This is a genomic window from Comamonas antarctica (genome assembly GCF_013363755.1).
Classification (GTDB): domain Bacteria; phylum Pseudomonadota; class Gammaproteobacteria; order Burkholderiales; family Burkholderiaceae_C; genus Comamonas; species Comamonas antarctica.
Map to the genome: position 1 here is coordinate 221,853 of NZ_CP054840.1, position 26,867 is coordinate 248,719.

Genomic DNA, 26,867 nt, shown 5'->3' on the forward strand with positions numbered 1-26,867 from the left:
CGGCGGGATACTCCCATGCCGGGCTGTGGCTATGCCGGACGGCTACACTGCCGGCAATTGCCCGCGGCCTCGTCCCGGGCCCTACGAAAGATTGCACCATGACCGAACAAACCACCCCCAACGCCGCCGACGAAGTGCTGGCGTCCGACGCCGAAACCGCGCCCGCGCTGGATGTCGAACAGCTGGAAGAGCTCGACGAAATCCTCGAAGACATGCGCACGCGCGGCGAGGAAATCCCGCAGTGGGAGTTCTGCGATGGTTTCCTGACGGCCCTGGTCTGCACGCGCCGCCCGATTCCCGCGGCCGAATACCTGCCGATGCTGCTGGGCGACGGCGCCGAACTCGAAGTGGCCGAGGGCGCGCCGCTGCCCAAGCTCGACGCGTTCAAGGACGAAGCGCAGCAGGCGCGTTTTCTCGCGCTGTGGCAGGCCCGCTGGGATGAAGTCGTGCGCCAGCTCGACGCCGATGTGCGCCAGCTCGACGACGAACGCTGCTTCCACCCCGAAGCCATGGACATGCGCGGCGCGATTGCGGGCCTGCCCGAGGAAGAGCGCGCCGAGATGGAAGGCCAGGAGATTCCTTCGTACGGCCAGGTCTGGGCGCTGGGCTTCATGTTCGCCGTGGAAAACTGGCCCGAGGAATGGGCGGCTCCGCGCGACAAGGAAGCCGCGCAGTGGCTCGACGCCGCGCTGGAATCGGTCGTTGCGCTGACCGAAGACGACACCGGCAAGCCCGAAGTCAGCATCTATGACGAAAACGGCCCGGCCAGCACCAGCCGCGCGCGCGTGGAAACCTATGGCGATGCGATCTGGGGCATCTATGACCTGCGCCAGCTCTGGAAGAGCATGGGCCCGCGCCAGGAAACCATCGTCAAGGGCGAGCAGCCCGGCCGCAACGATCCCTGCCCCTGCGGCAGCGGCAAGAAGTTCAAGAAGTGCCACGGGGCATAAAAATCTGTGAACGGCGGGCGCCCCATTGATGGCGCCCTTTTTTTGATCCTTTGCTGGAAAGGCGCGGGCAACGCGCCTTTATGCGTATGGCCACCCCTTTGCTGACCCGTCTGCGTGCCGAATGGGCGCCGAGCATTCCGCGTGAACTGCTCGCGGGCGCGGTCGCGACCTTTGCGCTGATTCCCGAAGTCATTGCGTTTTCGTTTGTCGCGGGTGTCGATCCGGCGGTGGGGCTGTACGCGTCTTTCATCATCAGCATCGTCATTGCATTTGCGGGCGCGCGCCCGGCAATGGTGTCGGCGGCCGCGGGATCGGTGGCGCTGGTGGCCGCGCCGCTGGTGCAGTCGCATGGGCTGCCGTATCTGCTGGCCGCGGGCCTGCTGGCGGGCGTGGTGCAGATCATCTTCGGCTGGCTGCGCATGGGGCTGCTGGTGCGTTTTGTCTCGAGTTCGGTGCGCACCGGCTTCGTCAATGCGCTGGCCATCCTGATCTTCAGCGCGCAGCTGCCGCATCTGCGTCACGCGAACGGCGCGGGCTGGGCGCTGCTGGCGCTGGGACTGGCGCTGATCTACGGGCTGCCGTGGCTCGCGCGGCGGCTGGGCTGGGCGGCACTGGCGGCGATTCCGTCACCGCTGATCTGCGTGCTGGTGCTGACGCTGCTGGCCGCAGGCCTGGGCCTGCCGGTGGCCACCGTGGCCGACCTGGGCCATCTGCCCGATGCCTTGCCGTCGTTTGCCCTGCCCGAGGTGCCGCTGGCCTGGGAAACGCTGCGCATCATCGCGCTGCCGGCAATTGCCATTGCCATGGTCGGCCTGCTTGAATCGGTGCTCACGGCCGCCGTCGTCGATGAAATGACCAGCACCCCCAGCGACAAGAACCGTGAATGCACCGGCCTGGGCCTGGCCAATGTCGCGGCCAGCTGCTTTGGCGGCATTGCCGGCTGCGGCATGATCGGTCAGGCGGTGGGCAATGTGACCTATGGCGGGCGCGGCCGGCTGTCGACGCTGTTTGCCGGCGTGTTCCTGCTGCTGCTGATCGTGCTGCTCAAGCCCTGGGTCGCGCAGGTGCCGGTCGTGGCGCTGGTGGCGATCATGGTCACGGTGTCGGTGGCGACCTTCGACTGGCGCAGCCTGCGCCAGCTGGCGCGCCATCCCAAGACCTCGACGACGGTGATGCTGGCGACGGTGGCGCTGACGCTGGCCACGCACAACCTGGCCGTGGGCGTGGCCGTGGGCGTGCTGCTCAGCGGCGTGTTCTTCATGGCCAAGGTGTCGCAGCTGCTGCAGGTGCGCTGCGACGATGATGACGCGGGACGGACGCGCACCTGGACGATTACCGGCCAGGTGTTCTTTGCCTCGGCCGATGCGCTGGTCGACGCATTCGACGTGCGCGGCGCCGAAGGGCGCGCGGTGCGCATCGATGCCAGCGGCGCGCAGTTCTGGGATATCACCGGCGTGGCGGCGCTGGAAAAAGTGGTGCAGCGCTTGCGTTCCCATGGCTGCGCCGTTGAGGTCACCGGATTGAGCGCGAGCAGCCAGGCGTTGCGGGAACGGGTGAAGCAGGCCTAGGGCCACTCCTTCGACAGGCTCAGGACCGGTCCTTCGGCAGGCTCAGGGCGAACGGTAAAAGACCGTTCGGGCTGAGCTTGTCGAAGCCCAGCCGTGAATTACTTCAGACGCCGCAACAAGCCCCTGAGCGCATGCGCCACCGTCGCCTCGCGCACCGCCGCGCGGTCGCCATCGAAGCGCACGCATTCGGCATCGGCCTGCCCGTTGACGCACCAGCCGAACCAGACCGTGCCCACGGGCTTGGCGGCCGAGCCACCGCCCGGGCCGGCCACGCCGGTCACGGCCACGCTGCAATGGGCCAAGGAGTGCTGCACCGCGCCGCGCGCCATGGCCAGTGCCACGGCTTCGCTCACGGCGCCGTGGGCTTCGATCAGCGCTGCATCCACGCCCAGCATCGCGGTCTTGGCCTGGTTGGAGTAGGTGACGAAACCGCGCTCGAACCAGTCGCTCGAGCCGGCGAGGTCGGTGCAGGCGCCGGCAATCAAGCCGCCGGTGCAGCTCTCGGCCGTGGCCATTTGCATGCCGCGTGCCAGCAGGGCCGCGGCCAGTTCACGTACGAGTTCGCTGGCCATGGTGTTCAGTAGAGGAAATGGCGCCACAGCGCGATCACGAAGAGGGTGCAGCAAGCCGCAACCAGGTCGTCGAACATGATGCCGAGACCGCCGCGCCAGCCAAAGCCCTTGAACAGCTGGTCGGCCCAGCGCACCGGCTGGGGCTTGACGGCATCGAAGAAGCGGAAAAGTGCGAATGCGCACAGCTGGCCCCAGCCGCCCATGGGCATGCAGAGCCACAGCACCAGCCAGATGCCGACGACTTCGTCCCAGACGATATGGCCCGGGTCGGCCACGCGCATGTGCTGCGCGGTGACGGTGCACGCCCAGCAACCGAGCACTGCGGAGAACGCGATGATCCAGCCCAGCTGCGCGGGCGTGAACCAGAACTGCAGCAGCAGGAAAGTGAGCCAGCCCCACAGGCTCCCCACCGTGCCGGGTGCAATGCGGCCCAGGCCCGACCCTTGGCCCAGCGCAATGAAATGTGCCGGATGGGCCAGCATGAAGCGCAGGCTCGGACGAAAGGGCGCGGGCGGCGGACGCGGATGAAAGCGCTGTGGTGCACCGCGTCCTTCAGCGGGAGTATCGGGAAGGCGTGACATAAGTGAGTTCAAAATCCATTTGAAACTTCATAGCTTGATTCTATGGTGGTTCCTGAGGTTTTGATTGTGAGCGAATGTCCGCCAAACGTGTCGCTCACGCAGAAAAATGATCGAAGGAAGCATAGCGCTGCAGCAGCTCCTGCCCCTGGTTGCCAAGCAGGCGCAGGCCGGCCTGCGCCTCGATGCTGCCGATGCGCGTGACCGGTGTGGCGCTGGCCGCGGCCGCGGCCTCGACCTGTGCGCGCAGCGTCGGCGCCGCGGTGAAGCACAGCTCGTAGTCATCGCCGCCGGCCAGCGTGCATTGGCGCAGCAGTTCTGTGTCCAGGCCCGGGCCCGCGGTCAGCAGCGCGCTGGTCAGCCGGGTGTCGATGCAGGCACCGACGCCTGACTGCGCCAGGATGTGGCCCAGGTCGCCCAGCAGGCCGTCGCTCAGATCCAGCGCGCTGCTCGCGATGCCGCGCAGCGCCTGTCCCAGCGCCACGCGCGGGGTGGGCGTTTCCAGCCGCAGCCGGGTGGCGGCCAGCGTGGCCGGCGGCAGCTGCAAGTGCCCTTGCAGCGCTTCGAGCGCCAGGCGTGCCTCGCCCAGCGTGCCGCTGACGTAGATGTCGTCGCCGGCGCGCGCGCCGCTGCGCAGCAGCGCCTGGCCCGCGGGCACCTCGCCGAAGACGGTGATGCAGATGTTCAGCGGACCCTGCGTGGTGTCGCCGCCGATCAGCTCGCACTGGTGCGCCTCGGCCAGCGCCATCAGCCCGTCGGCAAACGCGCCGGCCCACGCGGCATCGGCGCGCGGCAGCGACAGCGCCAGCGTGAAGGCCAGGGGCCGGGCGCCGCAGGCGGCGAGATCGCTGAGGTTGACCGCCAGCGCCTTGTGGCCCAGCCGCCGCGGGTCGACATCGGCGAAGAAATGCCGGCCTTCGACCAGCATGTCGCTGGAGATGGCCAGCTGCATGCCGGGCGCGGGTGCGAGCAGCGCGCAGTCGTCGCCCACGCCCAGCACGGCGCGGCGCACGGGGCGCGTGAAAAAGCGGCGGATCAGTTCGAATTCACCCATGGTCAGACCGGTTGCCCGCGAAAGCGCAATGCCGCCTGGCGGCTGGTTTCACCCAGCAGCTGCTCTTCGCGCTGGCGCTCGCGCAGCCAGCGCGCGTCGTTCTGGGCCTTTTCCACGTCGGCGCGCAGCAGGTGCAGCGAGGGCGCGGCACCCTGGCGCGCGGCATGTTCGGCAATCTGGTCCATGGTGTGCAGGATGTGGTCGCGCAACGGCTGGTGCTTTCCGGTACCCGGGTCCACATAGACCGCTTCCATGCCGAAGCGGCAGGCCTGGAAGCGGTTGTAGGTGTAGACCAGATAGTCGTCCTCCTGCGGGGTGAACGGCTGGGTGTCGAGGAACCAGGCGGCGAGCGACTGCACGAAACCCGACAGCGCGGCCGCGCGCTCGATGGTCAGCGGCGTGTCGAACACGCGGATCTCGATGGTGCCGAATTCGGGCTTGGGGCGGATGTCCCAGTAGAAGTCCTTCATGCTCTTGACCACGCCGGTACCGGTCATCTTGTCGAAATAGTTCTCGAACTCGCCCCAGGTCAGCACGCAGGGCGCGCGCCCCGACAACGGAAACGCAAACACCGAGTTCAGCCGCGCGGAATCGAAGGCGGTGTCCTGGCCCTGAACGAAGGGGCTCGATGCGGACAGCGCGATGAAGTGCGGGATATAGCGCGACATGCGGTGCAGCATCAGCAGCGCGGCATCGGCATCGGGGCAGCCGATATGCACGTGCTGGCCGAAGATGGTGAACTGCTGCGCCAGGTAGCCGTAAAGATCGGACAGCTCGCGAAAGCGCGGCTTGTCGTAGATGCGCTGCTCGTGCCATTTCTGGAACGGGTGCGTGCCGCCGCCGGCGACGGCGATGTTGAGCTTGTCGGCACTGCGCACCAGCGCGTCGCGGATCGGCGTGAGCTGGCCCAGCACTTCCGAGGCCGAGTGGCAGATGGCGGTGGAGATCTCGATCATGCTGCTGGTCATCTCGGGCACCACGCTGCCGGGCAGCGGGGTCTTGGCCATCAGGCGCAGCATGTCCTCGGCGTAGGGCGCGAGATCGTAGTCGTGGGTGTTGAGCAGTTGCAGCTCGAGCTCGACGCCCAGCGTCAGCGGTTCGGATTGATTGAAAGCTTCAAGCCCCATTGCGGTCTCCGGAAACATTCGCGCGGTCAAGCAGGCGCAGGGTCTTGGTGCTTTCGCGCGCACGGTGGAAGGCCAGGCTGGCCACCACCGCGCCAAACAGCTCCATCATCAGGATCATGGGCAGGGCCACGCGGGAAATCATCTGGCCGTCGGCGGGAGCGGCGGTGACGAACTGCGAGGCAATCAGCAGCGCCACCGAGGACATTGGCGCCATCGCGCAGCTGACCCACATGGCCTGGCGCCAGCTCGCGCCGCTGCCGACATTGCCCAGGCCCACGCCCACGGCCTTGGCCAGCAGCCGCACGATGATCACGGCCAACACCACGCCGGCCAGCGGCAGGTTCCAGTCGGCCTGCGCGGCCACCGTGGAGACCAGCACGAACATCATCATCGTCAGCAGCGTCGTTGCCGTGCCCAGCTGGCGCGGCCAGGCCCAGGGCCGCGGGTGCAGGTGCTTGAGCAGCATGCCGCCTAGCAGCGCGGCCAGCGGCGCCGAGCCGCCGAGGTGGGCCGTGACGGCCGTGCCCGCGGCAATCAGCGCCAGCACCAGGATCGAGGTGTTCTCGCTGGTCGGGCTCATGACGCGCAGCGCCAGCCGCATCAGCAGCGACAGCACCGCGGCCACCAGGATCGACACGCCCAGCACCACGGCCACCGCGGAGCCGCTGTCGACCAGGGATTGCGGCCGGTGCACCATCTCCGCCTGCGCACTGCCCAGCGTCAAGGCATAGAGCGTCGACAGCGTGGCCAGCACCATCGAGCGGTCGGTCACGGCGCCCGCGGCACGCAGGTCGGTGATGACGCGCGACAGCACCAGCGGCGAGGCGGCCATGGCGATCATGGCAATCGGGCCTGCGACCTGGGCCGGCGTGTCGAGCCAGCGCAGCAGCCAGAGCACGGAGAAATAGGTCAGCGCGGCTTCGGCAATGCTCTGCACCAGCACCATCGGGTTGTGCCGGAACCAGCGCAGCGGGATGCGGCCGCCGCATTCGAACAGCACCAGCGCGACTCCCAGCTCCAGCATGAACAGGCTGATGCCCTGCAGCGGCCAGGGCGCGCCGCTGAAACCGGCGAAACCCACCAGCGCGCCGACCAGCGAATAGCCGACGACCTTGGGCAGGCCGATATAGCGCTGGCACAGCGAGCCGCCAATGGTCGCGAGCGCCAGCAGCAGCGACCATTGCAGCGTCACCAGTCCCGCGGACGGGCGCAGCCACTGCGCCCAGAACCCGGTGAGATTCTCCATGCGTATTCCTCCTGCTGATTGTTATGGGCTGCTGCGCCCGGACGGCTTGCGCCGGCCTGCCGCGGCAGCTGCCCGGGGACTTTAGCCTGCATGCCCGTGGGGCAGTGCAGGACAAATGCGTCTTCAGGGTCTGAAGAAGCTGAGAGGAGCAGTGCGCAGGCGCGCGCGAATCGCACGGTAGATGCGCGAGCGGTCGATGCCGCTGACGTTGTGCGCGCGCAGCGCGAGGCGGAACGCCAGCAGGAAACTGACGATCACGTTCAATGCGCCGTTGAACGGCAGCATGGCCATGGCCCACCAGAACGCGCTGCTGTGCAGCACTTCCAGGCCAATCGTGGTGCTGGCGACGCCGATCTGGCCGGCCGACAGCGTGATGTGGCGCACTTCGAGACCCAGGCCGAAAAAGCCCACGAAGGCCGGCACCAGCCCGAGCATCAGGCCCAGCGAGATGTTCGAGGCGAAGCCGGAGATGTTGCGGCGCAGGAACTGCGCCCAGCGGTCGGCGCGGGCCGGGCCCAGAAAGCGCGTGATGCGCGGGTTGTAGCGGATCGCCGAATCCATGCGCCGCAGCACGAACCAGTTTTCCGCCCAGCCCGCGATCAAGCTGCTGGTGAACAGCAGCACGCCGGTGAAGGCCGCAAACAGCACCGAAGGGCCGAGCAGGCTCAGCGAATCGAGCACCTGGTCGGCATGGCCCAGATCGAGCGGCGGATGGCCGAACAGATGCAGGAACAGCAGCGACAGCCCGATGGCCGCCGGCAGCACGACCAGCACGTTGCCCAGGATGGCCGCGACCTGCGAGCGCGTGAGATTGGCGACTTCGCTGACGAAGTCCTCGACCGACTGCTGGTCCGGCAGTTCCTTGAGCTTGGCGGCCATCGCCGGCGCGGTCATGGCCGGCTGCTTGGTGGCGACGGTGAAGTGCAGCAACTGGATCAGCACGAAGCTCAGCGCGTAGTTGATGCCGGCCAGCAACCCGCCCCAGAACGCCGACAGCGCCAGCGCCGCCAGCGCGAACTTCATCAGCGTGGTGAAGGCCATCACCATGCCGCCGCCCGCGGCCTTGGCCACCATCGCGCGGTACTCGCGCGGACTGCGCGTGATGTAGTTGGCGCCGGTTTCGGCGCTGCGCTCGGCGACCTTGGCGGCCAGCAGCGAGGAATTGGCCGAGAACAGCGCGCGCAGGCTGCGCCGCTCGCGCGCCACGCCCACCAGATGCGCGAGCAGCGGCGCGGCTTCGGCCACGGGCCGTTCGGAGGTCAGGCAGTCGAGCAGCCGGCGCACGCGCACGATGCGCTCGCGCAGCTGGCGCAGCCGGAACACCAGGCCCACCGAAATGCCTTCGGACTCGAAATGCGAATACACCGTGGCCGTGGCCGCGCGGCAGGCGTCGAGCCGCTCGCGCAGGCGCTGCTCGGCGGCCAGCAGCCGGTCGGGCGTGCGCAGCGCCAGCATCACTTCGATGCGCAGGTTTTCGACGTCGTGGATCAGCGCATGGAAGGGCTGGTCCAGGCGCGCGCTTTGGCTCATGCGCAGGCGCAACTCGGGCGCGAAGCCGGTGGACAGGATCTGGCCGGCGCAATAGGTGATGGCGCTGAGCAGCGTCTGCTGCCAATACGACGGGCCATCCATTTCCAATGCCACCAGCACGCGCAAGCGTCCCAGCAGTTCACGGTCCAGCGCATTGAGCCACTGCGCGTCGAATTCATGCGGCAGCGCCAGCATGAACAGCTCGGAGGCATCGATGGTCTCGGGGCTCGAGGGCAGCAGCTTGTAGCGCAGGCGCTCGCTCATCTCGCTGGCCAGCGCGGTGCGCGGCGCGAAGCCGAAGTCGGCGAGCAGCGTGGTCAGGTCGACGGTCTCGATGAAGCGCGCCCACCAGGCCTGCATGCGCGCGCGCGCATCGGGGTCGTCTTCGAGCGCGTCGACGAATTGGCGCACGCGCTCCACGGCGAGCTCCACCGAGGGCGCGGGCGCGCGCACCCAGTCGAGCAGATGGATCAGCCACAGGTGGCGCTGGGCGAGGTCGGCCTGGGGATCGAGTTCAAACAACAGCAGCGGCAGGTCGTAGGCGGTTCGCTTCATTCAGTGCAATACGCGTTCGCTCAGAGGATGGCCGCCGGCGCCGGAATCAAAGGCTTCGAGCATGAACAGCCGGATCGGCGCCGTGAAGGTCTCGCCCTCATCGGTCACGCACAGGTAGCTGCCGTGCATCGTGCCGCTGGGCGTGCGCAACTCGCAGCCGCTGCTGTACTGGAAGGCCTCGCCGGGCTGGAGCAAGGGCTGGCGGCCGATCACGCCCAGTCCCTTGATCTCTTCGGTATGGCCGCTGCTGTCGCTGATGATCCAGTGGCGCGCGATCAACTGGGCGGGCGTGCGGCCCGCGTTGGTGACGGTGATGGTGTAGGAAAAGCGGAACACACCGGCTTCCGGGACGGATTGCTCCGGCAGGTACTCGGGCTGAACCTCGATCTGAAAGTCGTTGGTCGGCATGGTGCAATGGTAACTGCGACAATTGACACCATGAGCCGCACCTTCCGCATCGCCCCTTCCATCCTGTCCGCCGACTTCGCCCGCCTGGGCGAGGAAGTGCGCAACGTCATTGCCGCCGGCGCCGACTGGATCCACTTCGACGTGATGGACAACCATTACGTGCCGAACCTGACTTTCGGCCCCATGATCTGTGAGGCTTTGAAGCCCCACGCCAAGACGCCCGAAGGCGTTGCCGTGCCGATCGACGTGCACCTGATGGTGCAGCCCGTCGATGCGCTGGCCCAGTCGTTTGCCCAGGCCGGCGCCGACTACATCAGCTTCCACCCCGAAGCCTCGGCCCATGTGCACCGCAGCGTGCAGGCCATCAAGGCCGCGGGCTGCAAGCCCGGCCTGGTGTTCAATCCGGCCACGCCGCTGGACGTGCTGGACTGGGTCATCGAAGACATCGACCTGATCCTGCTGATGAGCGTCAACCCCGGTTTCGGCGGCCAGAGCTTCATCGACAGCACCTTCCGCAAGATCGAAGCCGCACGCCAGCGCATCGAGGCCTCGGGCAAGGATATCCGCCTTGAGGTCGACGGCGGCATCAAGGGCGAGAACATCCGCCGAGTTGCCGACGCCGGCGCCGACACCTTCGTGGCTGGCAGCGCGATCTTCGGAAAATCCGACTACCGCGCCGTGATCGACGGCATGCGTTCGGCCCTGGCCTGAGGCCCTGGCCTGATTCTTTTGCCTGGCGCTGCCAGGCTTCCGCAGCGGGTGCTCATGTCCGCCGCAGCTCCTTTTTCTCGCCCACCATGTTTCTGCGCCATCCCGCTCTCCACGCCTTTGATTTCGACGCCGCCATCGTGGACCTGGACGGCACCATGGTCGACACGCTGGGCGACTTCAGCGCCGCGCTGGGCGGCATGCTGGCCGATCTGCGGCTGCCGGCAATTGCCGCGGCATCGATTGAAACCATGGTCGGCAAGGGCTCGGAGCATCTGATCCGCAGCGTGCTGGCGCATGTGGGTGTGGCCGATATCGAGGCGGTCTATCCGCAGGCGTGGGAGCGCTACCAGCACCACTATCTGGCCATCAACGGCCAGCACGCCAGGGTCTATGACGGCGTGTGCGAGGGCCTTGAAGCCCTGCGCGCGCAGGGCCTGCGCCTGGCGTGCCTGACCAACAAGCCGCTGTCGTTTGCGCAGCCGCTGCTTGCCGCCAAGGGGCTGGACGGCCTGTTCGAGCAGGTGTTCGGCGGCGATTCGTTCGAGCGCAAGAAGCCCGATCCGTTGCCGCTGATCAAGACCTGCGAGGCGCTGGGCACGGCGCCCGCGCGCACGCTGATGATCGGCGACTCCAGCAACGACGCCAAGGCCGCGCGCGCCGCGGGCTGCCCGGTGGTGCTGGTGGACTATGGCTACAACCATGGCGAGCCGGTGCAGGGCGTGGATGCGGATGCTTATCTGGGCAGCCTGGTGGAGTTGACGGCTACGACGCCGGCGCTGAGCGCTTGAATTGAGGGCGGCCGTTCATGGTTCGATCGGGCCGCGCAGACCGGCTCAGCGCGAACGGTTAAGCCAGGTATTCACCTTTGACCCAGCGCGGGTTTGCTACACTTTGCCCCATGTTCATTCATCGCACGTTCACTGCAGGTTGCACAGACCGGGGAGCCTGGCCCTGGCGCAAGCCTACGCACTCGAACGCCTGATGGCACCTGGGGCACGTCCCAGCGTGCACCCGTGGCCCCTTGGCGGGCCGTTTGATTGAACTGCGGCAGCTGATTCCATGCCTGCCGCCCGAGCTGGGAGCTCTCCTCTGTGATCACAGAACTCGAATTCAAAAGCCTGTCCGCGCAAGGCTTCAACCGTATTCCCTTGATGGTCGAGGCGTTTGCCGACCTCGAAACCCCGCTGTCCCTGTACCTCAAGCTGGCCCATGGCCAGGGCGACGGCAAGTACAGCTTCCTGCTGGAATCCGTCGTTGGCGGCGAGCGCTTCGGCCGCTACAGCTTCATCGGCCTGCCCGCGCGCAGCCTGCTGCGCGCCAGCGGCTTTGGCGCCGATGCCAAGACCGAGGTCGTGACCGACGGTCAGGTCGTCGAGACCCACAGCGGCAACCCGCTGGACTTCATTGCCGCCTACCAGCAGCGCTTCAAGGTCGCGCTGACGCCGGGCATGCCGCGTTTTTGCGGCGGCTTGGCCGGCTACTTCGGCTACGACGCGGTGCGCTATGTCGAGAAGAAGCTCGAGCACTCGTGCCCGCCCGACGACCTGGGCTGCCCCGACATCCTGCTGCTGCAATGCGAGGAAGTCGCGGTCATCGACAACCTGTCGGGCAAGCTCTACCTGATTGTCTACGCCGACCCGTCACAGCCCGAAGCCTATTCGCGCGGCAAGAAGCGCCTGCGCGCGCTCAAGGAGCAGCTGCGCTACTCGGTCAGCGCACCGCAGCTCAAGGCCAGCGAGAGCCACCCGGCGCAGCGCAGCTTTGCCAAGGCCGACTACATCGCCGCCGTCGAGCAGGCCAAGGAAATGATTGCCGCGGGCGAGTTCATGCAGGTGCAGGTCGGCCAGCGCATCCACAAGCGCTACACGCAAAGCCCGCTGAGCCTGTACCGCGCGCTGCGCTCGCTCAATCCCAGCCCTTACATGTACTACTACCACTTCGGAGATTTCCATGTGGTGGGGGCCAGCCCGGAAATCCTGGTGCGCCAGGAAAAGACGCCCGAGGGCCAGAAGATCACCATCCGCCCGCTGGCCGGCACGCGCCCGCGCGGCGCCACGCCCGAAGCCGACAAGGCCACCGAGATCGAACTGATCAACGACCCCAAGGAACGCGCCGAGCATGTGATGCTGATCGACTTGGCGCGCAACGACATCGGCCGCATCGCGCGCACCGGCAGCGTCAAGGTGACCGAGGCGTTTGCGGTCGAGCGCTACAGCCATGTGATGCACATCGTGAGCAATGTCGAAGGCCTGCTCGATGACGGCATGACCAGCATGGATGTGCTCAAGGCGACATTCCCCGCAGGCACGCTGACCGGCGCGCCCAAGGTGCATGCCATGGAAGTCATCGACCGGCTCGAGCCCGTCAAGCGCGGCATCTATGGCGGCGCCTGCGGCTACCTGAGCTTTGCCGGCGACATGGACGTGGCGATCGCCATCCGCACCGGCGTGATCAAGGACGGCATGCTCTATGTGCAGGCCGCGGCCGGCGTCGTTGCCGACTCGGTGCCCGAGATGGAATGGCGCGAGACCGAACACAAGGCGCGGGCGCTGCTGCGCGCCGCCGAACTGGTAGAGGAAGGACTGGAATGAGCCGCGCAATCGACAAGGTGCCGCACTGCACCACCATGGCGCAAGTGCGCCAGGGCGTGGATGCCCTCGACGACATCCTGGTGCCGCTGCTGGTGCAGCGCAGCGCTTTCATGACCCAGGCGGCGCGCGTGAAGAACGACACGCAGCTGGTGCGCGACGAAGCGCGCATCCAGGCCATCGTGGACCGCGTGCGTGAACGCGCCGTGGCCGAAGGCGGCGACCCGGACCTGCTCGAGCAGTTGTACCGCGGCATGATGGAGCTGTTCATCGCCTATGAACACCAGGAACTCGCGCGCCTGCGCGCCGACGGCCTGGCGGCCAAGGAGTGATGCGATGAAACTGCTGATGATCGACAACTACGACAGCTTCACCTACAACATCGTGCAGTACTTCGGCGAACTCGGTGCCGAGGTCAGCGTCGTGCGCAACGATGAGATCACGCTCGAGGAACTGCAGGCGCGCATGCAGGCCGAGGGCATCGAACGCCTGGTGATCTCGCCCGGCCCCTGCTCGCCGGCCGAAGCCGGCATCTCGGTGGCCGCGATCCAGCATTTCGCCGGCAAGCTGCCCATCCTGGGCGTGTGCCTGGGCCACCAGAGCATTGGCGCGGCGTTTGGTGGCAACATCATCCGCGCGCAGCAGCAGATGCATGGCAAGACCAGCGTGATCACCACCACGCAGTCGGGCGTGTTTGCCGATCTGCCCGAACAGTTCACCGTCAACCGCTACCACTCGCTGGTGATCGAACAGTCCAGTCTGCCCGACGTGCTCGAAGTCACAGCGACCAGCGAAGACGGCGAGATCCAGGGCGTGCGCCATCGCGAGCTGGCGATCCAGGGCGTGCAGTTCCACCCCGAAAGCATCCTGACCGAGCATGGCCACGCCATGCTGCGCAATTTCCTGGAACAGAAGGCCTGAGACCCCCGCATGAAACACATCACTCCCCAGGAAGCGCTGCAACGCACGATCGAGCACCGCGAGATCTTCCATGACGAGATGCTGCACCTGATGCGCATGATCATGGGCGGCGAGATGTCGCCGGTCATGGCCGCGTCCATCCTCACCGGGCTGCGCGTGAAGAAGGAAACCATTGGCGAGATCACCGCCGCGGCGCAGGTCATGCGCGAGTTCTCGCTGCGCGTGCCGGTGGCCGACACCACGCATCTGGTCGACATCGTCGGCACCGGCGGCGACGGCGCCCACACCTTCAACATCTCGACCTGCTCGATGTTCGTGGTGGCCGCGGCCGGCGGCAAAGTGAGCAAGCACGGCGGGCGCAGCGTCTCGAGCAAGAGCGGCAGCGCCGATGCGATGGAGGCGCTGGGCGTGAACCTGAACCTCACGCCCGAGCAGATCGCCACCTGCATTGCCGATGTCGGCATCGGCTTCATGTTCGCGCCCAACCACCACCCGGCGATGAAGAACGTGGCCGCGGTGCGCAAGGAACTGGGCGTGCGCACGCTGTTCAACATCCTCGGCCCGCTCACCAACCCGGCGAGCGCGCCCAACATCCTGATGGGCGTGTTCCACGAGGACCTGGTCGGCATCCAGGTGCGCGCACTGCAGCGCCTGGGCGCCGAGCATGCGCTGGTGGTCTATGGCCGCGACGGGCTCGACGAGATCAGCCTGGGCGCGGGCACGCTGGTCGGCGAACTGCGCGACGGCGCGGTGCATGAATACGAGATCCACCCCGAGGACTTCGGCCTGCAGATGGCCAGCACGCGCGCGCTGCGCGTCGAGAACCCCGAGCAATCGCTGGCCATGCTGCGCGGCGTGCTGCAGGGCGCCAAGGGCCCGGCGCGCGACATCGTGTGCCTCAACGCTGGCGCGGCGCTGTATGCGGCGAATGTCGTGCCCGGCATTGCCGAGGGCTTGCTGCGCGCGCAGCAGGTCATCGACAGCGGCGCGGCCATGGCCAAGCTCGAGCAGCTGGTCGCCAGGTCGCAGGCGCTGTCGTTCCCGCAGGCCGTTTGAAGTTCCCAGATACCGAAAGCTTTCCATGTCCGACATCCTCAACAAGATCGTGGCCGTCAAGCGCGAAGAACTTGCCGCCGCCCAGAAGAAAATGCCACTGGCCGAGATGCGCCGCGATGCCGAGAGCCGCGTGCTGACGCGCGACTTCGAAGGCGCGCTGCGTGCGAAGATCGCCAAGGGCCAGGCCGCGGTCATTGCCGAAGTCAAGAAGGCCAGCCCGTCCAAGGGCGTGATCCGTGCCGACTTCATTCCCGCCGACATCGCGCAAAGCTATGCCGAGGGCGATGGCACGGTGAGCGCGGCCTGCCTGTCCGTGCTCACGGACAAGCAGTTCTTCCAGGGCAGCGTCGACTACCTGAAGCAGGCGCGCGCGAGCTGCCTGCTGCCGGTGCTGCGCAAGGATTTCCTGATCGACCCCTATCAGGTCTATGAATCGCGCGCGATGGGCGCCGACTGCGTACTGCTGATTGCCGCCTGCCTCGACGACGCGCAGATGGCCGAGATGGAAGCCGTGGCGCGCAGCCTCGACATGGCGGTGCTGGTCGAAGTGCACGACGCGGCCGAACTCGAGCGCGCGCTGCGCCTGAAGACCGCGCTGCTGGGCATCAACAACCGCAATCTGCGCACCTTCGAAGTCAGCCTGCAGACCACGCTCGAGTTGCAGAAACAGGTCCCGGCCGACAAGCTGCTGGTCACCGAATCAGGCATCCTGACACCGGCCGATGTGAAGCTGCTGCGCGGCGCGGGCGTGAATGCCTTCCTCGTGGGCGAAGCCTTCATGCGTGCCGACGAGCCGGGCCTGTCGCTGGCCAAGCTGTTTTCCTGACACCCCAGAACGCCATGCATCCATCCCCTGACAGTCCCGTGACCCAACTGCAAAGCGCCCATCCTGCCGACTGGCCTGTGGCGCCGGGCTGGCAGCCGCTGGTGGACAGCTTCTTCGGCAGCGCGGTGGGTGCCAAGCTGCTGGCCTTCCTGCAGTCGCGGCTCGATGCGGGCGCGGTGATCTTTCCGCCGCAGCCGCTGCGCGCGCTCGAACTCACGCCGCCCGAGGCGGTGCGCGTGGTGATCCTGGGCCAGGACCCCTACCATGGCCGCGGCCAGGCCGAAGGGCTGGCGTTCTCGGTGGCTCCGGGCGTGGCGCTGCCGCCGTCGCTGCGCAACATCTTCAAGGAAATGCAACGCGACCTGGGCACGCCCATGCCGGCGTTTCCCGCGCCCGGCGGCAGCCTGGTGAAATGGGCCACGCATGGCGTGCTGCTGGTCAACACCTGCCTCACGGTGGAAGAGGGCCAGGCCGCGAGCCACAGCAAGCGCGGCTGGGAAGCGCTGACCGATGCCGTGATCCGGCATGTCGCCGAAGGCCCGAATCCGGTGGTGTTCATGCTCTGGGGCAGCCATGCGCAGTCCAAGCAGGCCTGGATCCCAGCCGATCGCGGCCACCTGGTGCTGACCAGCAACCACCCCTCGCCGCTGTCGGCACTGCGCCCGCCCGTGCCGTTTATCGGCAACGGGCATTTCGGCAAGGCGCGGGCGTTCCGCGAGGCGCAGCTTTCGACAGGCAGCCCTGCGCCAGGACCCGCCTAGGGGCACCTTCGACGGTTCAGGGCGACCCTTCGGCAGGCTCAGGGCGAGCGGGATAAACCGTTCGTCCTGAGCTTGTCGAAGGATGGACGGCCTTCCGTCCTGGGTGAAGACCCCCTTCGGCAGGCTCAGGGCGAGCGGGATAAACCGTTCGTCCTGAGCTTGTCGAAGGATGGACGGCCTTCCGTCCCGAGTGAAGACACCCTTCGACAGGCTCAGGGTGAGCGGAATACCACCCTTCGACAGCCTCAGCGTGCGTGGGCCTGGTACCGCTCAGCGGGATTCGCGCAGGCTCAGGAAAATACCTGCCATGCCGGCCAGCACCACGCCCGCCATGCCGATCAGCGACAGCTGGTCCGGCACCTGGCCGAAGAACAGCCAGCCCATGGCCATCGCAAAGCCGATCTGGCTGTAGAGGAAGGGCGAGATCGTGGCCGGCGTGGCCGCGCGGTAGGCCTGCAGCAGCAGCAGGTGGCCGATGCCGCTGCAGGTGCCCATGACCAGTACCGCGGCCCAGAGTTGCCAACTGCCCACGCTCTGCCAGAACCAGGGCAGCAGCGGCGCCGTGAGCAGCAGCGGCAGCCAGGTGGTGTAGAGCTGGGTCGTTGCGGGTTCGTCCAGGCGCGCCAGCCGGCTGCCCAGCAATTGGTAGCCGGTTCCGCACAGCAGCAGCGCCATCGGCAGCAGGCTGCGCCAGCCCAGCGGCTGGTCGGTGCTCTCGGGCCGCACGATCAGGATCACGCTGGCCAGGCCGATCAGCAGCAGCACCAGGCGTGCGGCGCTGATGCGTTCCTTGAACAGCCAGGCCGAAGCCACCACGATCAGCAGCGGACTTGCGGACCAGATCGCGGTGAAGTTGCCCAGCGGCATGCTCTGGATGCAGAAAAACGCAATGCAGGTGATTGCCAGGCCACAGGCCGCGCGGCTGAACTGGAAGCGCGGATGCTGGGTGCGCAGGATGGCCAAGCCATGGCGCGGCACCACCAGCGCCGCCGTGACCAGCGCCTGGGCCAGGTAGCGCAGCCAGACCACCAGCAGCATCGGAAGGAACTGGCCGCTGAACTTGGTGGCGCTGTCGAGCAGCGCAAACAGCGCGCAGGCGCATACCGTGAGGCCGATGCCGGTCAGGGCCGAGCGCGTGGCAGGGGCCAGCCGCGTGAACCAGGAGGACATCGCGCCCACCCTCTCTTGAATGAATCTGCCGCCGGTGCGGCTTGGAATTTTGGCTGCGTGCACGGATGTGCGGCGCAGGAAAAACATTCTAGGGCCTGGCCAGGCGGTCGCGCGCGGCATGCGGGCCGCGAGGCCGTCAGGCGCAAGCCACCCTAGGGTCAACCCTGAAAATTGGTTCGCATGCATAATGATAATTGTTCGCAACGGAGTGCCGCTGCGGACCATTTTTTTGCCGGCAATGTAGGAAGGATTGGGGATATGTCGTTTTCCGTGACGCGCCGCCAGGCCATGGGGCGCCTGGGGCAATGGGGTGTGGTGCTGAGCCTGGCCGGTGGCGGCGCTTCGGGCTGGACCGCAGAGACCGTGACCGTCAAGGATGCTTCGGGCGAAGTGCGCATGCCCCTCAAGCCCCGGACCGTGCTGGTGTTCGACCTGGCCGCGCTGGACACGCTACAGGCTCTGGGCGTGGACGTGCAGGGCGTGCCCAACCAGAAAATGCCGCCGCTGCTCGAACGCTATGCCGACAGCGCAAAGTATCCGCAGGTCGGCAGCCTGTTCGAGCCCGACTATGAAAAGATCAAGGCGCTCCAGCCCGATCTGATCATTGCCGGCAACCGTTCGCTGCCGAAGATCGCCGAACTCAAGAAGTTCGCGCCGGTGCTCGACGTGACCGTCGACAACCAAAAGCAGATCGAAGAGGTCTACCGCAACATCCGCGCGCTGGCCGCGATCTATGGCGTGCGGGAAAAAGGCGAAGCCGAGATCCAGTCCGTGGAAAAGGCCATTGCCGGACTGCGCACCCAGGCGGCAAAGCAGGGACCGGGCCTGTTCCTGATGACCAATGGCGGCAAGCTGAGCGTCTATGGCCCGGGTTCGCGCTTCGACATGCTCTACACCGTGTTCGGCATGAAGCCGCTGCCGCAGAAGATCGAGGTCTCCAAGCACGGCCAGGCCGTGTCCTTCGAATACCTGCTCAAGGCCAATCCGGAATGGCTGCTCGTGCTCGACCGCGACGCCGCGATCGGCCGCGAAGGCGCGGCCGCGCAGAAGCTGCTCGACAACAAGCTGGTGCAGGCCACCAAGGCCTGGCGCAGCCAGCAGGTGGTGTATCTCAATGCCGCCAACTGGTATCTGCTGTCCAACGCGGGCCCGGGCGCCTTGAAGGCCAACATCCAGCAACTGTCGGATGCTTTTTCGCGCCGTTAAGGCCCGCACCTTCGTGGTGGCGTGGTCCGGGGCCCTGGTGGCCCTTTTTGCATTGGCGCTGTGGAGCCTGTCGGTCGGTGTCAGCGATGTCTCCTGGAACACGCTGTGGTCTTCGCATGAGGACGACATGGTGGCGCAGGTGCTGCTCTACAGCCGCGTGCCGCGCACGCTGGCGCTGATTCTCGCGGGCTCGTCGATGGCCGTGGCCGGGCTGCTGATGCAGATGCTGGCGCGCAACCATTTCGTCGAGCCTTCCACGGTGGGCACCGTGGAGTCGGCGACGCTGGGCATGCTGATGATGGCGCTGTGGGCGCCCGACTGGTCGGTCTGGGCCAAGATGGGCGTCGCGGCGCTGATGGCGCTGGCCGGCACGGCTTTGTTTCTCGCGGTGCTGGCGCGCGTGAAGCTGCGCTCGGCGTGGATCGTGCCGCTGGTGGGCCTGATCCTGGCCGGCGTGATCGACGCGGGCGCGACCTTCTTCGCCTATCAGCACGACATGATCCAGTCGCTGCGCGCCTGGGCCAACGGCGACTTCTCGGTGGTGGTCGAAGGGCGCTATGAAATGCTCTGGCTGTCGCTGGGCGTGACGCTGCTGGCCTGCCTGGCCGCCGACCGCTTCACCGTCGCTGGACTGGGCGAGTCGTTTGCCACCAACCTCGGGCTCAACTACCGGCGCCTGGTGTGGCAGGGCCTGGTGGTCGTGGCCGTGGTCACGGCCTGCGTGGTCGTGACCGTGGGCAGCATTCCCTTCGTCGGGTTGATCGTGCCGAATGTCGTGCGCCTGGTCGTCGGCGACAACGTGCGCCGCAGCGTGCTGTGGGTGGCGCTGGCCGGCGCGGCGCTGACGCTGCTGTGCGACCTGGTGGGCCGGCTGGTGATCGCGCCCTATGAGATTCCCGTGGGCACGGTGATGGGTGTCGTGGGCAGCGCGCTCTTTCTCGTGTTGATCGTGCGCAAGCGGCGGCGTGCAGGCTGATATGGAAACTACAACGCAAACAGCCGCGCCGCGCGCCGTGGCCTGGGCCGAACGCTGGCAGCGGCCCGGCTTGCGCCTGGGCCTGCTGGTGCTGCTGGCCGTGCTGGCCGGCACGGCCTTCATGACCGTGGGCGTGAAGACCGACTGGGCCTTCATCCTCGAGCACCGCGGCACCAAGCTGCTGACGATGCTGGTCGTGGCCGGCGCGATCGGCATGTCGACCGTGGTGTTCCAGACCATCACCCACAACACCATCCTGACGCCGTCGGTGATGGGGCTTGATGCGCTCTACCAGTTCCTGCAGGCGCTGCTGGTGCTGTTCCTGGGCGCGTCCGGTGTCGTCGCCTGGGGCGTGCTGCCCAAGTACCTGCTGGAGATCGCGCTGATGGTGTTGTTCAGCGTCATGCTGATGCGCTGGCTGTTCACGGGCCAGGCCAGCAGCCTGCACCTGATGCTGCTGGTGGGCATGGTCGGCGGCATCCTGTTTCGCAGCCTGACCAGCTTTGCGATGCGCATGATCGATCCGAACGAGTTCGCGACGCTGCAGGACCGGATGTTTGCCAATTTCAACGCGATCCAGGTCCAGTTGCTGTGGCCGTCCATGGCGCTGATGCTGCTGGGCGTGGCCTGGATCTGGCGCCAGCGCCATGTGCTGGACGTGCTGGCGCTGGGCCGCGATGTCGCGGTGAACCTGGGCGTTGCCTACCAGCGCCAGGTGCTGCAGTTGCTGGTCGTGATGGCCTGCCTGGTGGCGGTGTCGGCGGCGCTGGTCGGGCCCGTGACCTTCTTCGGGCTGCTGGTCAGCAACATGGCCTACCAGTCGATGGGTACGCGCCGCCACCGCTGGGTGCTGCCCGCGGCCGTGCTGTGGGGTTGCGTGCTGCTGCTGGGCGGCCAGGTGATTCTCGAGCAGGTGTTTGCATTCAACACCGCGCTGTCCATCGTCGTCGAGTTCCTCGGCGGCGTGGTGTTCATCTATTTGCTGATGCGCAAGGGCAAGACATGATCGACGCACGTGATGTGGTCAAGCGCCACGGCAGCACGACGGTGCTGGACGCGGTTTCGCTGCAGATTCCAAAGCAGAAGTTCACGGCCATCATCGGGCCCAACGGCGCGGGCAAGTCGACGCTGCTGTCGCTGGTGAGCCGGCTGATGCCCATGAGCAGCGGCACGGTGCGCGTCGACGGCCTGGATGTCGCGACGACCGCCAGCGATGCGTTGGCGCGCGTCATGGCCATCCTGCGCCAGGACAACCAGTCGGCGCTGCGCCTCACGGTGCGCGACCTGGTGGGCTTCGGCCGCTTTCCGCACAGCAAGGGCCGGCTCACCGTGGAAGACCTGAAGCATGTCGAGGACGCGCTCGAGTACCTGCAACTGCAGCCGCTGGCCGAGCGCTTTCTCGACGAGCTCTCGGGCGGCCAGCGCCAGCGTGCCTATATCGCCATGGTGCTGTGCCAGGACACGCCCTACCTGCTGCTCGACGAGCCGCTCAACAACCTCGACATGGCGCATGCCGTGGGCATGATGAAGCTGCTGCGCCGCGCGGTCGACGAGCGCGGCAAGACCGTGGTGGTGGTGCTGCACGACATCAACTTCGCGTCTTGCTATGCCGACCACATCATTGCCATGAAGGATGGCGGCGTGGCGCACGAAGGCTCACCCCAGCAGGTGGTGCAGGACGGGGTCCTGTCGGCGCTGTATGGCATCGAAGTCACCGTGCATGAAGTCAAGGGGCAAAGGCTGTGCCATTACTTCACTTGACGCCGTTGCCCCCCATGCCATTCGTCCTGAGCGGGTTAAGCAAACGCGTCTCTCCAGGCGTTATCAAGAAAACAGCATGACCTCTGCTGGTTTCCCCGTTCGTCCTGAGCCAGTCGAAGGATGGACGGCCTGCGCGCAAGTCATGAGGATCGGGCGTTCATGGTTCGACGCGGCCGGCCAGGCACGCTCACCAAGAACGGTTCAAGTTTTGCCGCTGTTTTCCTAAACCGGTGGCTTTATCGTCATTGATTTAGCTAACGAAAGAAGCTGTTTCTTCAGGGCTTGTCTAAGGGGGTTTCCGTGCGGAATCTGCCTGCCCCAAAACAGCATTGCGTATTGCTCTAGGCCGTAGTTCATCCTTCGAAAAGCTCAGGACGAACGGGAGACAAGGCGGCCCAGCACAAAGGCTGAACACGTCCTTTCAGACGCTCAATAAGCCCAAGAACCGCTTCAACGCTGGCGTTCCAGCAGCATCGAATCCCCGTAGCTGAAGAACCGGTACTGGTTGGCGATCGCCTGCTGGTACAGGGCCATCACGCGCTCGTAGCCCGCGAGTGCGCTGACCAGCATCATCAGCGTGCTCTTGGGCAGGTGGAAGTTGGTGACCAGCATGTCCACCACCTGGAACTCGAAGCCCGGCGTGATGAAGATGCTGGTGTCGCCCTGGATATTGCCGCTCCGGGCCCAGGACTCGAGCGTGCGCACCGTGGTCGTGCCGACCGCGATCACGCGGCCGCCGCGCTGGCGGCAGCGCTCGAGCGCGGCCAGCGTTGCAAAGGGAATGTCGTACCACTCGCTGTGCATCTGGTGCTCGGCGAGGTTCTCGGTCTTGACCGGCTGGAAGGTGCCGGCGCCGACATGCAGCGTCACGCTGGCGCGTTCCACGCCGCGCTCCGCCAGGCGCGCCAGCACGGTTTCATCGAAGTGCAGCGCGGCCGTGGGCGCGGCGACGGCGCCGGGCTTGCTGGCAAACACCGTCTGGTAGCGCTGGCTGTCTTCGGCCGCGTCAGGGTCGTCGCCCTCGGACTGGTTGCGCTCGATATAGGGCGGCAGCGGCAGGTGGCCGTGGCGTTCCATCAGTTCGTAGGGCGTCTCGCCCGCGGGGCCCTGCAGCGCGAAGCGAAACAGCGGGCCGTTCTCGTCGGGCCAGCGGCCCAGCAGTTCGGCGTCGAAACCGCCGCCACGCAGGCCGCCGCACATGTGGATGCGCGCGCCGGGCAGCGGCTTCTTGCTCACGCGCATGTGCGCCACGACCTGGTTGCCTTCGAGCACGCGCTCGATCAGCAGCTCGAGCTTGCCGCCGCTGGCCTTCTCGCCAAACAGCCGGGCCTTGAGGACGCGCGTGTCATTGAACACCAGCAGGTCGCCGGCATTGAGCAGCTCGGGCAGCTCGCGGAAGATGCGGTGCTGCGCCGGGGAGCTGCGGCCGTCCAGCAGGCGCGAGCCGCTGCGTTCGGGCGCGGGATGCTGGGCAATGAGGGATTCGGGAAGCGCGAAGTCGAAGTCGCTGAGCGTGAAGGCGCGGGAACTGGAAGGCATGTGGTTCTTGAGGGCCGGACGGGGCCCGTTCCAAGGGTCAGAAAAAGGAGCCGGGATTGTCGCAAAGAAAAGCCGTGTCTGCGGCCACTGTTGTCTTTGCCGGGCCATGCAGGGCCCGGCGCTCAGGCCAGCGCCGGCTCCTCGCTGGGCTGGCGCCCGCGCCACAGCGTGACGAGGTCGTCGAACGGCCAGTCGGCCGGGTTCTCGTAGGTGACGATGCGCTCCTCGCAATTCGGCGCGGCGAGGTCGATCACATAGGGCGGAATGCGCTGCTGCGGCCGGATCGCATAGAACACCTTGATGCGCGGCGCGAGCAGCGAGACCTCCGACGCCTCGACCACCACCGCCAGCCGCTCGGAGTTCAGCCGCACCAGCGAGCCCACGGGGTAGATGCCCACGGTCTGCACGAAGGCCTCGAACAGCTTGTGGTCCAGGTGGCTGCGCGTCCACTGCGCCATGCGGCGGATGGCTTCGGCCGGCGGCCAGCCGCGCTTGTAGGGCCGGTCGGAGGTCACGGCATCGTAGACATCGCAGATCGCCGCCATGCGCGCCAGCAGCGGAATGTTCTCGCCCGCGAGCTGGTGCGGATAGCCGGTGCCGTCGACCTTCTCGTGGTGGTAGAGGCAGGCATCGCGCACCGCCGGGTCGATGTCCATCGACTGCAGCATCTGCCAGCCCTTGGCCGAGTGGGTGCGCATGATGGCGAATTCGTAGTCGTCGAGCGGCCCGGGCTTGTTGAGGATGTCCGGGCTGATGCCGGCCTTGCCCAGGTCGTGCAGCAATCCGGCCAGCGCCGCCTTGCGCACGCTGTGGTCGTCGAGGCCCAGGCGCCGCGCCAGCGCCGCCATCAGCGCGCAGACCGCGAGGCAGTGCAGGTAGGTGTACTGGTCGATTTCCTTGAGGCGCACCAGGCTGGTCAGCGCGCCGGGATTGCGTTCGATCGAGTCGGTGATGTCCTCGACCAGCTGGTAGACCGGCGGGATGTCCAGGCCCGTGCCGGCGCGCGCCTGGCTGAACAGCTGGCTGATGGCGGGGCGCGCGCGATCGCACAGGCTCGCGGCACGCTGCAGTTCCTCGTCCATGCGGCTGGTGCTGGCGCGGCGTGCCGAGCGCGGCCGCTCCGAACGTGCCGACGCCGGCAGGTCGACGAAGGCCGAGGCGTCAGGATCGTAGACCAGGCATTCGACCTCGGGCGGCACGTCGGCGCCCTTGCGCACGTCGATCCAGACCTCCTGGATGGTGCCGCCATGCAGCTTGGCCAGCTCCTCCGGGGTCTTGATCAGGAAACGCGTGCGCCAGAAAGGGTGGGCGAGCCACGAGCCGCAGAATTCGTGCAGATACATGCCCTGCGAGAGGTGCTGGACATTGAGGCGCTTGAGCATGTGAGCGGGGCGTGAAAGGTAACCTGGCGAAAAGTGGACCGGCGCATGGTAGCCTTTTTACTCAGACCATCGCGCCGTGTTGCGGTGCGCGGGTTGCGCGCAAGCGTAGCCCTATTGTGCCTTCCCCTTTGACCGAGATTTCCGCCGTACATGCCTGCCCCGTCTCCCGCCCCGTCCAAAGCCGCCGCCAGCAGTGCGCAAAAGGCGCTGCTCAAGCTCGGCCTGACGCGTGACATCGATCTGGCGCTGCATCTGCCGCTGCGCTATGAGGATGAAACGCGGATCACGCCGCTGCGCAATGCGCGCGACGGCAGCGTGGTGCAGATCGAGGCCACGGTGGTCTCGAGCGAGGTGCAGCTGCGTCCGCGGCGCCAGCTGGTGGTGCAGGTCGAGGACGACACCGGCAGCTGCGAGCTGCGCTTCTTCAGCTTCTATCCCTCGCACCAGAAGACCCTGGCCGTGGGCGCGCGGCTGCGCATCCGCGGCGAGATCAAGGGCGGATTCTGGGGCCGGCAGATGATGCACCCGGCATTCCGCACGGCCGGCGGCGAACTGCCGGCCGCGCTCACGCCGGTCTATCCCACCGTGGCCGGGCTGCCCCAGCCCTATCTGCGCCGCGCCATTGCCAGCGCGCTGCAGCGCGCCGACCTGAGCGACACCCTGCCGCCGAACGCCGCGCCGCCGGTGCACCAGACCTTTGGCGCGGGCGGGCTGCAGCCGCTCTACAGCCTGCAGCAAGCGCTTCGGTTCCTGCACAATCCCACGCCCGATGTGGCGCTGGCGACGCTCGAGGACCACACCCACCCGGCCTGGCAACGGCTCAAGGCCGAGGAATTGCTGGCCCAGCAGCTGTCGCAGTACCAGTCCAAGCGCGAACGCGCGCGGCTGCGCGCGCCGGTGCTGACCATGCCTGCGGCCGTGCCCGGCGTGCTGCCGCTCGATGCGCAGTTCCTCGCGCAACTGCCGTTCGGCCTCACGCGCGCGCAGCAGCGCGTGTGCGCCGAGATTGCCGCCGACATGGCGCGGCCCGTGCCCATGCACCGGCTGCTGCAGGGCGATGTGGGATCGGGCAAGACCGTGGTGGCCGCGCTGTCGGCCGTGACCTGCATTGCCGCGGGCTGGCAATGCGCGCTGATGGCGCCGACCGAAATCCTGGCCGAGCAGCATTTCGGCAAGCTGGTCGGCTGGCTTGAACAGATTCTCGCGCCGCTGGGCAAGAAGGTGGCCTGGCTGTCGGGCGCGCAGAAGAAGAAGCAGCGCAGCGAAATGCTGGCGCTGATCGCCAGCGGCGAGGCCGCGCTGGTCGTCGGCACGCATGCCGTGATCCAGGAGCAGGTGCAGTTCCACCACCTGGCGCTGGCCGTCATCGACGAGCAGCACCGCTTTGGCGTGGCCCAGCGCCTGGCGCTGCGGCAGAAGCTCGCGCATGCCGGGCTCGAGCCGCATCTGCTGATGATGAGTGCGACGCCCATCCCGCGCACGCTGGCCATGAGCTACTACGCCGACCTCGATGTGTCGACCATCGACGAGCTGCCGCCCGGGCGCACGCCGATCGTCACCAAGCTGATTGCCGACAGCCGCCGCGACGAGGTCATCGAGCGCATCGCAGCGCAGGTCGCGGCAGGCCGCCAGGTCTACTGGGTCTGCCCGCTGATCGAGGAAAGCGAGGCGCTGGACCTGTCCAACGCCACCGCGACCCACGTCGACCTGAGCGAGGCGCTGCCCGGCGTCATGGTCGGCTTGCTGCATTCGCGCATGCCCACGGCGGAGAAGAAGGCGGTGATGGAGCTGTTCACTGCGGGCGTGATGGGCGTGCTCGTCAGCACCACGGTCATCGAGGTCGGCGTCGACGTGCCCAATGCCTCGCTGATGGTGATCGAGCATTCCGAGCGCTTCGGGCTGAGCCAGCTGCATCAGCTGCGCGGGCGCGTGGGCCGGGGCGCGGCGGCCTCGGCCTGTGTGCTGCTGTATGCCGTGGGCGACAACGGCAAGCTCGGCGAAACCGCGCGCGACCGCCTGCGTGCCATGGCCGAAACCAACGACGGCTTCGAGATCGCGCGCCGCGATCTTGAAATCCGCGGACCTGGCGAGTTCCTGGGCGCACGCCAGTCCGGCGCGGCCATGCTGCGCTTTGCCGACCTGGCCGCCGACATTGCCTTGCTGGAGTGGGCACGCGAATGCGCACCGCAGATGCTCGACCGGTTTCCGCAGCTGGCCGAACGCCATGTGGCGCGCTGGCTGGGAGGAAAGGCCGAATACCTCAAGGCCTGAGGCCCGCAGGTATCATTGCCCCGGCAATTTCAGCCGGGTAAAGTGCGATATGCACTGTTGAGGTCGAACTGCCGCGACAATACATATTCCGCATGGCCCAGAATTTACATT

The 26,867-nt window shown here is 67.0% G+C and carries 25 protein-coding genes; 15 read left to right on the forward strand and 10 right to left on the reverse strand.

From position 1 onward, the window contains the following. Positions 1-98: 98 nt before the first annotated feature. Together HUK68_RS01030 and HUK68_RS01035 are read left to right on the forward strand one after the other, a co-directional pair. Positions 99-950 carry a YecA/YgfB family protein gene (locus HUK68_RS01030; protein ID WP_175502518.1) on the forward strand — a complete coding sequence of 284 codons (852 nt, stop codon included), beginning with the start codon at positions 99-101 and terminating at the stop codon, positions 948-950. An 86-nt stretch (positions 951-1,036) separates the two neighbouring features. Continuing rightward, a complete protein-coding gene (locus HUK68_RS01035) occupies positions 1,037-2,518 on the forward strand; it encodes a SulP family inorganic anion transporter (RefSeq protein ID WP_175502519.1) in 1,482 nt (493 codons plus the stop codon). Between the two features lie 98 nt (positions 2,519-2,616). On the opposite strand, the gene HUK68_RS01040 is transcribed toward HUK68_RS01035, so the two are convergent. The 7 genes from HUK68_RS01040 to apaG form a co-directional block, all read right to left on the reverse strand. After that, a complete protein-coding gene (locus HUK68_RS01040) occupies positions 2,617-3,090 on the reverse strand; it encodes a CinA family protein (protein ID WP_175502520.1) in 474 nt (157 codons plus the stop codon). Positions 3,091-3,095: 5 nt separating this feature from the next. Next, positions 3,096-3,572 (reverse strand): phosphatidylglycerophosphatase A family protein, encoded by a 477-nt coding sequence (locus HUK68_RS01045; protein ID WP_244146225.1) that lies wholly within the window; start codon positions 3,570-3,572, stop codon positions 3,096-3,098. A gap of 193 nt (positions 3,573-3,765) precedes the next feature. Next, positions 3,766-4,722 carry a thiamine-phosphate kinase gene (thiL, locus tag HUK68_RS01050; protein ID WP_175502522.1) on the reverse strand — a complete coding sequence of 319 codons (957 nt, stop codon included), beginning with the start codon at positions 4,720-4,722 and terminating at the stop codon, positions 3,766-3,768. Positions 4,723-4,724: 2 nt separating this feature from the next. Beyond that, complete coding sequence (locus HUK68_RS01055; protein WP_175502523.1) at positions 4,725-5,849, reverse strand: YbdK family carboxylate-amine ligase; 1,125 nt, start codon at positions 5,847-5,849, stop codon at positions 4,725-4,727. After that, positions 5,839-7,095, reverse strand: a complete 1,257-nt coding sequence (locus HUK68_RS01060; protein WP_175502524.1) for a cation:proton antiporter — start codon at positions 7,093-7,095, stop codon at positions 5,839-5,841. The genes HUK68_RS01055 and HUK68_RS01060 overlap by 11 nt, the downstream gene beginning before the upstream one ends. A 123-nt stretch (positions 7,096-7,218) precedes the next feature. Beyond that, the gene (locus HUK68_RS01065; protein WP_175502525.1) at positions 7,219-9,180 is read right to left on the reverse strand and encodes a site-specific recombinase; all 1,962 of its coding nucleotides are present in this window, start codon (positions 9,178-9,180) and stop codon (positions 7,219-7,221) included. Then, positions 9,181-9,588, reverse strand: a complete 408-nt coding sequence (gene apaG, locus HUK68_RS01070; protein WP_175502526.1) for a Co2+/Mg2+ efflux protein ApaG — start codon at positions 9,586-9,588, stop codon at positions 9,181-9,183. 30 nt (positions 9,589-9,618) lie between these two features. Here apaG and rpe point away from each other — a divergent pair, with 30 nt between their 5' ends. The 8 genes from rpe (at position 9,619) to HUK68_RS01110 (ending at position 16,451) form a co-directional block, all read left to right on the forward strand. Beyond that, positions 9,619-10,299: a ribulose-phosphate 3-epimerase gene (rpe, locus tag HUK68_RS01075; protein ID WP_175502527.1), complete on the forward strand. Its 681-nt coding sequence runs from the start codon at positions 9,619-9,621 to the stop codon at positions 10,297-10,299. 86 nt (positions 10,300-10,385) lie between these two features. Then, positions 10,386-11,087, forward strand: coding sequence for a phosphoglycolate phosphatase (gene gph / locus HUK68_RS01080; RefSeq protein WP_175502528.1), 702 nt, complete (start codon positions 10,386-10,388; stop codon positions 11,085-11,087). Between the two features lie 303 nt (positions 11,088-11,390). Next, positions 11,391-12,890, forward strand: coding sequence for an anthranilate synthase component I (gene trpE, locus HUK68_RS01085; protein WP_175502529.1), 1,500 nt, complete (start codon positions 11,391-11,393; stop codon positions 12,888-12,890). Further along, on the forward strand, positions 12,887-13,219 hold the full coding sequence (locus tag HUK68_RS01090; protein ID WP_175502530.1) for a chorismate mutase: 333 nt from the start codon (positions 12,887-12,889) through the stop codon (positions 13,217-13,219). The genes trpE and HUK68_RS01090 overlap by 4 nt, the downstream gene beginning before the upstream one ends. 4 nt (positions 13,220-13,223) lie before the next feature. Further along, positions 13,224-13,808: an anthranilate synthase component II gene (locus HUK68_RS01095; protein ID WP_175502531.1), complete on the forward strand. Its 585-nt coding sequence runs from the start codon at positions 13,224-13,226 to the stop codon at positions 13,806-13,808. Between the two features lie 9 nt (positions 13,809-13,817). After that, positions 13,818-14,864, forward strand: coding sequence for an anthranilate phosphoribosyltransferase (gene trpD / locus HUK68_RS01100; RefSeq protein WP_175502532.1), 1,047 nt, complete (start codon positions 13,818-13,820; stop codon positions 14,862-14,864). Positions 14,865-14,889: 25 nt separating this feature from the next. Then, positions 14,890-15,690: an indole-3-glycerol phosphate synthase TrpC gene (gene trpC, locus HUK68_RS01105; RefSeq protein ID WP_175502533.1), complete on the forward strand. Its 801-nt coding sequence runs from the start codon at positions 14,890-14,892 to the stop codon at positions 15,688-15,690. 14 nt (positions 15,691-15,704) lie between these two features. Further along, positions 15,705-16,451 (forward strand): uracil-DNA glycosylase, encoded by a 747-nt coding sequence (locus HUK68_RS01110; protein ID WP_175502534.1) that lies wholly within the window; start codon positions 15,705-15,707, stop codon positions 16,449-16,451. 270 nt (positions 16,452-16,721) lie between these two features. On the opposite strand, the gene HUK68_RS01115 is transcribed toward HUK68_RS01110, so the two are convergent. Continuing rightward, positions 16,722-17,621: a DMT family transporter gene (locus HUK68_RS01115; protein WP_175502535.1), complete on the reverse strand. Its 900-nt coding sequence runs from the start codon at positions 17,619-17,621 to the stop codon at positions 16,722-16,724. 258 nt (positions 17,622-17,879) lie between these two features. Between HUK68_RS01115 and HUK68_RS01120 the strand changes: the two genes are divergently transcribed. The 4 genes from HUK68_RS01120 to HUK68_RS01135 are packed head-to-tail and all read left to right on the forward strand — an operon-like array spanning position 17,880 to position 21,564. Then, positions 17,880-18,827 carry a siderophore ABC transporter substrate-binding protein gene (locus tag HUK68_RS01120; RefSeq protein WP_175502536.1) on the forward strand — a complete coding sequence of 316 codons (948 nt, stop codon included), beginning with the start codon at positions 17,880-17,882 and terminating at the stop codon, positions 18,825-18,827. Beyond that, positions 18,808-19,803 (forward strand): ABC transporter permease, encoded by a 996-nt coding sequence (locus HUK68_RS01125; protein ID WP_175502537.1) that lies wholly within the window; start codon positions 18,808-18,810, stop codon positions 19,801-19,803. Before HUK68_RS01120 ends, HUK68_RS01125 begins: the two co-directional genes overlap by 20 nt. A 1-nt stretch (position 19,804) precedes the next feature. Continuing rightward, positions 19,805-20,809, forward strand: a complete 1,005-nt coding sequence (locus HUK68_RS01130) for an iron chelate uptake ABC transporter family permease subunit (RefSeq protein WP_175502538.1) — start codon at positions 19,805-19,807, stop codon at positions 20,807-20,809. After that, a complete protein-coding gene (locus HUK68_RS01135) occupies positions 20,806-21,564 on the forward strand; it encodes an iron ABC transporter ATP-binding protein (protein ID WP_175502539.1) in 759 nt (252 codons plus the stop codon). The genes HUK68_RS01130 and HUK68_RS01135 overlap by 4 nt, the downstream gene beginning before the upstream one ends. A gap of 450 nt (positions 21,565-22,014) precedes the next feature. On the opposite strand, the gene queA is transcribed toward HUK68_RS01135, so the two are convergent. Further along, positions 22,015-23,103, reverse strand: a complete 1,089-nt coding sequence (queA, locus tag HUK68_RS01140) for a tRNA preQ1(34) S-adenosylmethionine ribosyltransferase-isomerase QueA (RefSeq protein ID WP_175502540.1) — start codon at positions 23,101-23,103, stop codon at positions 22,015-22,017. A 122-nt stretch (positions 23,104-23,225) separates the two neighbouring features. After that, positions 23,226-24,485: a cyclic di-GMP phosphodiesterase gene (locus tag HUK68_RS01145; RefSeq protein ID WP_175502541.1), complete on the reverse strand. Its 1,260-nt coding sequence runs from the start codon at positions 24,483-24,485 to the stop codon at positions 23,226-23,228. Between the two features lie 150 nt (positions 24,486-24,635). On the opposite strand from HUK68_RS01145, the gene recG reads away from it, so the two are divergent. Then, positions 24,636-26,756, forward strand: coding sequence for an ATP-dependent DNA helicase RecG (recG, locus tag HUK68_RS01150; RefSeq protein ID WP_175502542.1), 2,121 nt, complete (start codon positions 24,636-24,638; stop codon positions 26,754-26,756). Positions 26,757-26,867 lie beyond the last annotated feature (111 nt).